Source organism: Amycolatopsis sp. SID8362 (assembly GCF_010550475.1).
Taxonomy (GTDB): domain Bacteria; phylum Actinomycetota; class Actinomycetes; order Mycobacteriales; family Pseudonocardiaceae; genus Amycolatopsis; species Amycolatopsis eburnea.
Window position 1 is genome coordinate 1 of the sequence record NZ_JAAGNB010000451.1, and the last position, 4,485, is coordinate 4,485.

Consider the following 4,485-nt stretch of genomic DNA (forward strand, 5'->3'; position numbering starts at 1 on the left):
AGCGGGACCGGCAGCGCGGGCGCCGGGCGCCACTCGTCGCGTTCGGGGTCGTAGCGGTCGACCGCGTCCAGCGCGGCCCCGCCGGGGCCGATTCCCCCTGCGGCGTAGACGATCCCGCCTGCCACGCCGGCCGCGAAGTCGGCGCGGGGTACGGGCATCGGGCTGACGTAGTGCCACTCGCCCTCGCCGCGGGCGTGGCGGGTCTCGACGGAGCTGTAGCCGACGGCGCCGTCGGTGCCACCTCGTGGCCGAACCGGGGCGAGAGCAGCGGCGGCCGGTACTTCCATTCGTTCATGATTTCCCCTCTTTGGAAGTTCGCGATTTACGCCTTCGGAGCAGTGCCGGTGACGATCAGACGTCCCAGTGCGCTCCGCCGGATGGCGTAGGACGATCACGCTGTGTGCGAGCTCCTCGTTGGTTTGTTTCCGCGCGTGATCATCGCGCCCGCAATTCTCGGCAACGTGTTTGCGGGCGCGGAAATCGTCATCTACAGTCCGGCGAATCACGGCTCAACCGCCGGATTCCACGTGCAGAAGGATTCTTTTCCGAGGAGTGCCATGCCCAGACGCGCCTCGACCCGCCGGTTCGCCGTCCTCGCCGTCGCCGCCGCCCTGCTGCTGAGCGGGTGCAGCCAGGTGGGCGGGACCAAGACCGGTGGCGGCGTCGAAAAACCGGCCATCCGGGTCGCGATCCTCACCACCGTCGACCTCGCCACCCTGTGGCTGGCGCAGGAAGGCGGCTACTTCAAGGCCGAGGGCCTCGAGGTGCAGACCGACATCGGCGCCAGCGGCCAGGACACGCTGACCCGCATGGTGGAGGGCAAGGACGACCTCGCGCTGTCCACCTACACCCTGTTCTTCCTGGCGAAGAGCAGCGGCACCGCGGACCTGAAGCTGGTCGCCGACGCCACCTCGGCGAGCCCGCGCAGCAACGAGGTCGTCACCGTGCCGAGCTCGCCGGTGAAGACCATCGCCGACCTGAGCGGCAAGCGGATCGCGATCAGCTCGAAGAACGCGGCGTCCGACGTGCTGACCCGGTCGGTGATGCGCGACCACGGCATCGACACCACCAAGGTGACGTGGGTCCCGATGCCCCTGCCGGAGATGGGTGCGGCGCTGGCGCAGGGCCGCGTGGACGCGGCCTACCAGCCGGAACCGTTCCTGACACAGTCCGCCAAGACGGCCGGCGCGTACCCGGTGATCGACGCCGCGAGCGGCAGCACGCAAGCGTTTCCCCTGACGGGCTACGGCGCCACCGCCCAGTGGGCCCGCGACCATCCGAAGACGCTGGCCGCCTTCCAGCGCGCGATGCTCAACGCCACGCGCGCCGCGGTGGACCGGGCCCGGGTGGAGCCGCTGGTCGTCCGCAACGCGCGGGTGGACCAGGACATCGCGAGCCTGATGGTGATGCCGGCGTTCGGGTCCACGTTGGACGCCCGCCGGATCCAGCGGGTGCCGGACCTGTTGCAGCAGCTGGGTGTCGTGCAGACGAAGATCGACGCTTCTTCGATGATCGCGCCGCAGGCCAGTACGGGCTGACACCGGGGCTCGCCGCTTCCGTGAGCTGAAGGGGACTTTCCGCGCATCCGATGCGAGGAAAGTCCCCTTCAGCGCGTGAGATGGGAAGAAAGTCCCCTTCCGCGCGGCCTTGACTTCACCGCCGCCGACCTCCACCCTCTTCATACCGACCGCGCGGTACGGCCTGGTCCACATGGTGAGACAAGGAGAGTCGACGATGACCCTTCCCGGCGAGGACCTGCTCGTGGTCGACGGCCTCACCGTGCGCTTCGGCGGCCTCACGGCGTTGCGCGACGTCCGGCTGAGCGTCGGCGCCGGCACCGTCGTCGGGGTGATCGGGCCCAACGGCGCGGGCAAGACCACGCTCTTCAACGTCGTCTGCGGGTTCGTCCGGCCGCAGGCGGGGCGCGTGCTGTGGCGCGGGGAACCGCTGGTGCGCCACCGCCCGGAACACCTGGCCCGCCTCGGGATCGTGCGGACGCTGCAGGGGCTCGGGCTGTTCCCGGGCTTGACCGTGCTGGAGAACGTGATGGCCGGCGCGGGGCGGCACGCGCGCACCGGGGTGGTGCCGGCGCTCGTCGGGGCCGGGCGATCCGCGCGCGACGAAGCCGGCCTCGCTGAGCGGGCGCGGGCCACCCTCGGGGAGCTGGGGATCGCGGACCTCGCCGACCGGCTGCCCGGGGTACTGCCTTACGGGGTGCGGAAACGCGTCGCGCTGGCGAGAGCGCTCGTCGCGGAACCCGATCTGCTCCTGCTCGACGAACCCGCGAGCGGGCTGTCGTCCGCCGAGCTCGACGAGCTGGCGGCGCTGATCCTGTCGCTGCGGCGGGACATGGCGGTCGTGCTCGTCGAACACCACATGGACCTGGTCATGCAGGTGTGCGACCGCGTCGTCGTGCTGAACTTCGGCGAGGTGATCGCGGCGGGCACGCCTGCCGAGATCCAGGCCGATCCCCGCGTGGCCGAGGCCTACCTCGGCGACCCCGCCGAGGAGGCACCGAGTGCTTGAGATCGACGAGCTTTCCGTTTCCTACGGCGCCGTCCGCGCGCTCGACGGCGTCGGCATCACCGTCGAGCGGGGCGGGATCACCGCTGTGCTCGGGGCGAACGGCGCCGGCAAGACCACGTTGCTGCGCACGATCAGCGGCCTGCAGCCCGCCCGCGCCGGCCGGATCTCCTGGGACGGCGAGGAACTCACCGGGCGGGCGCCGGACCGGATCGCGCGCGGCGGGGTCGCGCACGTGCCCGAAGGCGGCGGTGTGATCACCGAGCTGACCGTCGACGAGAACCTCCGGCTGGGCGCGCTGTGGCGGCGTGACCGCGCCGATCGCGCCGTCGCGCGCAAGGAGGTCTACGAGCTCTTCCCGCCGCTGGAAGAACGTTCGGCGAAACCCGCGTCGACGCTGTCCGGCGGCGAACGGCAGATGCTCGCCATCGGCCGCGCGCTGATGAGCCGGCCCGGGCTCCTGCTGCTGGACGAGCCGTCGCTGGGTCTCGCGCCGCTGATCACCGCGCGGATCATGGGAATCCTGCGCGATTTGCGGGCTTCGACCGGGCTGACCGTCGTGCTCGTCGAGCAGAACGCGCACAGCGCGCTGTCCATCGCCGACTGCGGCTACGTCCTCGCGCTCGGCAAGGTCGTCGCCGTCGACACCGCGGCGGAACTGCTGGCCGACGACGGCCTGCGCCACGCCTACCTCGGCTTCTGAGGCGTCCAAAACGGAGGTGAACGGTCCGGCATGCAAGACTTCTTCGACCTGACCCTCGGCGGGATCTCGGCCGGCGCGGTGTACGCGGCGCTCGGGCTCGCCCTGGTCATCATCTACCGGGCCACCCGGGTGGTGAACTTCGCGCAGCCCGCCCTCGCCCTGATCTCGACGTACCTCGCGTACTCGGTGACCAAGGCGACCGGCAGCTACTGGCTCGGCTTCGCCGTCGCGATCGTCGCCGGGACCGTGCTGGGCGTCGCGACCGAACGGCTGCTGATCCGGCCGCTGCGGCACCGCTCCGAGCTGAGCTCGATCATCGTCACGCTCGGCCTTTTGCTGGTGCTGCAGGCGATCGCGGGCATGATCTGGTCCAACGAGCCGCTGGCGTTCCCGTACGCCTTCGACTTCTGCGGCCGGTTCTCCGCCAACGACCTGTTCGTCGTGCTGGTCGTGCTCGCCATCGCCGCGCTCGTGCTCGTCGTGTTCAAGTACACGCCGCTGGGCCTGCGGATGCGCGCGGCGGCGTTCGCGCCGGACGTCGCCCGCACGCTCGGCGTGCGGGTCGGGCTGATGCTCACCGTCGGCTGGGGGATGGCCGCCGCCGTCGGTTCGCTGGCCGGGTTGCTCGCCACACCACCGTTCCTGTTCCCGAACGTGCTGGACGGCGTCTTCGTCTACGCGCTCACCGCGGCGGTGCTCGGCGGCCTCGACAACCCCTTGGGCACCATCGCCGGCGGGTTCGTCCTCGGCGTCGGACTGTCCTATGTGTCCGGCTACTTCGGACCGGAGATGGTCACCATCGCCGCGCTGGCGATCCTGGTGGTCGTGCTTTCCGTGCGCCCGAGCGGGTTGTTCGGCCGCGCGAAGGCGAGGCGGGTATGAGCGTGCGCACCAGCCTGCCGCGAGCCACCGTGACAGCACCGGAAAAGCAGCGCGTGCTGCCGCCGCTGGTCCGCCACGTCCTCTTCGCGCTGGCCGCCTTCGCCGTCGTCGTGGTGCTGACGCTGGTGACCGACGAGTTCACCAACCTGCGCATCGCGACGATCGGCTACTACCTGATCGCGGTGGCCGGGCTGACGCTGCTGACCGGCCTCACCGGGCAGGTTTCCCTGGGCCACGGTGCGTTCATGTTCATCGGCGCGTACACGGTGGCGCTGCTGGTGAACAAGGTGCCGTCGTTCCCGCTGTGGGCCGACCTGCTGCTGGCCTCGGCCGCGGGTGGGCTCGCCGGGCTGCTGGCCGGGGCCGCCGCGGCCCGG

5 protein-coding genes and 1 pseudogene are annotated in these 4,485 nt (G+C 71.0%); 5 read left to right on the forward strand and 1 reads right to left on the reverse strand.

All coding sequences use genetic code 11. From position 1 onward, the window contains the following. Window positions 1-287 (reverse strand): kelch repeat-containing protein (locus G3I65_RS14280; protein ID WP_275940154.1); only part of this gene is annotated, 287 nt, incomplete at its 3' end. A 270-nt stretch (window positions 288-557) separates the two neighbouring features. Here G3I65_RS14280 and G3I65_RS14285 point away from each other — a divergent pair. From G3I65_RS14285 to G3I65_RS14305, 5 genes and pseudogenes are all read left to right on the forward strand, one after another. Then, a complete protein-coding gene (locus tag G3I65_RS14285; protein ID WP_160696542.1) occupies window positions 558-1,538 on the forward strand; it encodes an ABC transporter substrate-binding protein in 981 nt (326 codons plus the stop codon). 196 nt (window positions 1,539-1,734) lie between these two features. Continuing rightward, complete coding sequence (locus G3I65_RS14290) at window positions 1,735-2,526, forward strand: ABC transporter ATP-binding protein (RefSeq protein ID WP_375336682.1); 792 nt, start codon at window positions 1,735-1,737, stop codon at window positions 2,524-2,526. Continuing rightward, entirely contained in the window at window positions 2,519-3,226 is a 708-nt protein-coding gene (locus tag G3I65_RS14295; RefSeq protein ID WP_160696544.1) for an ABC transporter ATP-binding protein, read from the forward strand. The genes G3I65_RS14290 and G3I65_RS14295 overlap by 8 nt, the downstream gene beginning before the upstream one ends. A 30-nt stretch (window positions 3,227-3,256) precedes the next feature. Continuing rightward, window positions 3,257-4,108: a branched-chain amino acid ABC transporter permease gene (locus G3I65_RS14300; RefSeq protein WP_160696545.1), complete on the forward strand. Its 852-nt coding sequence runs from the start codon at window positions 3,257-3,259 to the stop codon at window positions 4,106-4,108. Continuing rightward, window positions 4,105-4,485 (forward strand): annotated as a pseudogene (locus G3I65_RS14305) (branched-chain amino acid ABC transporter permease); the annotation flags it as partial. The gene G3I65_RS14300 and the pseudogene G3I65_RS14305, both read left to right, overlap by 4 nt.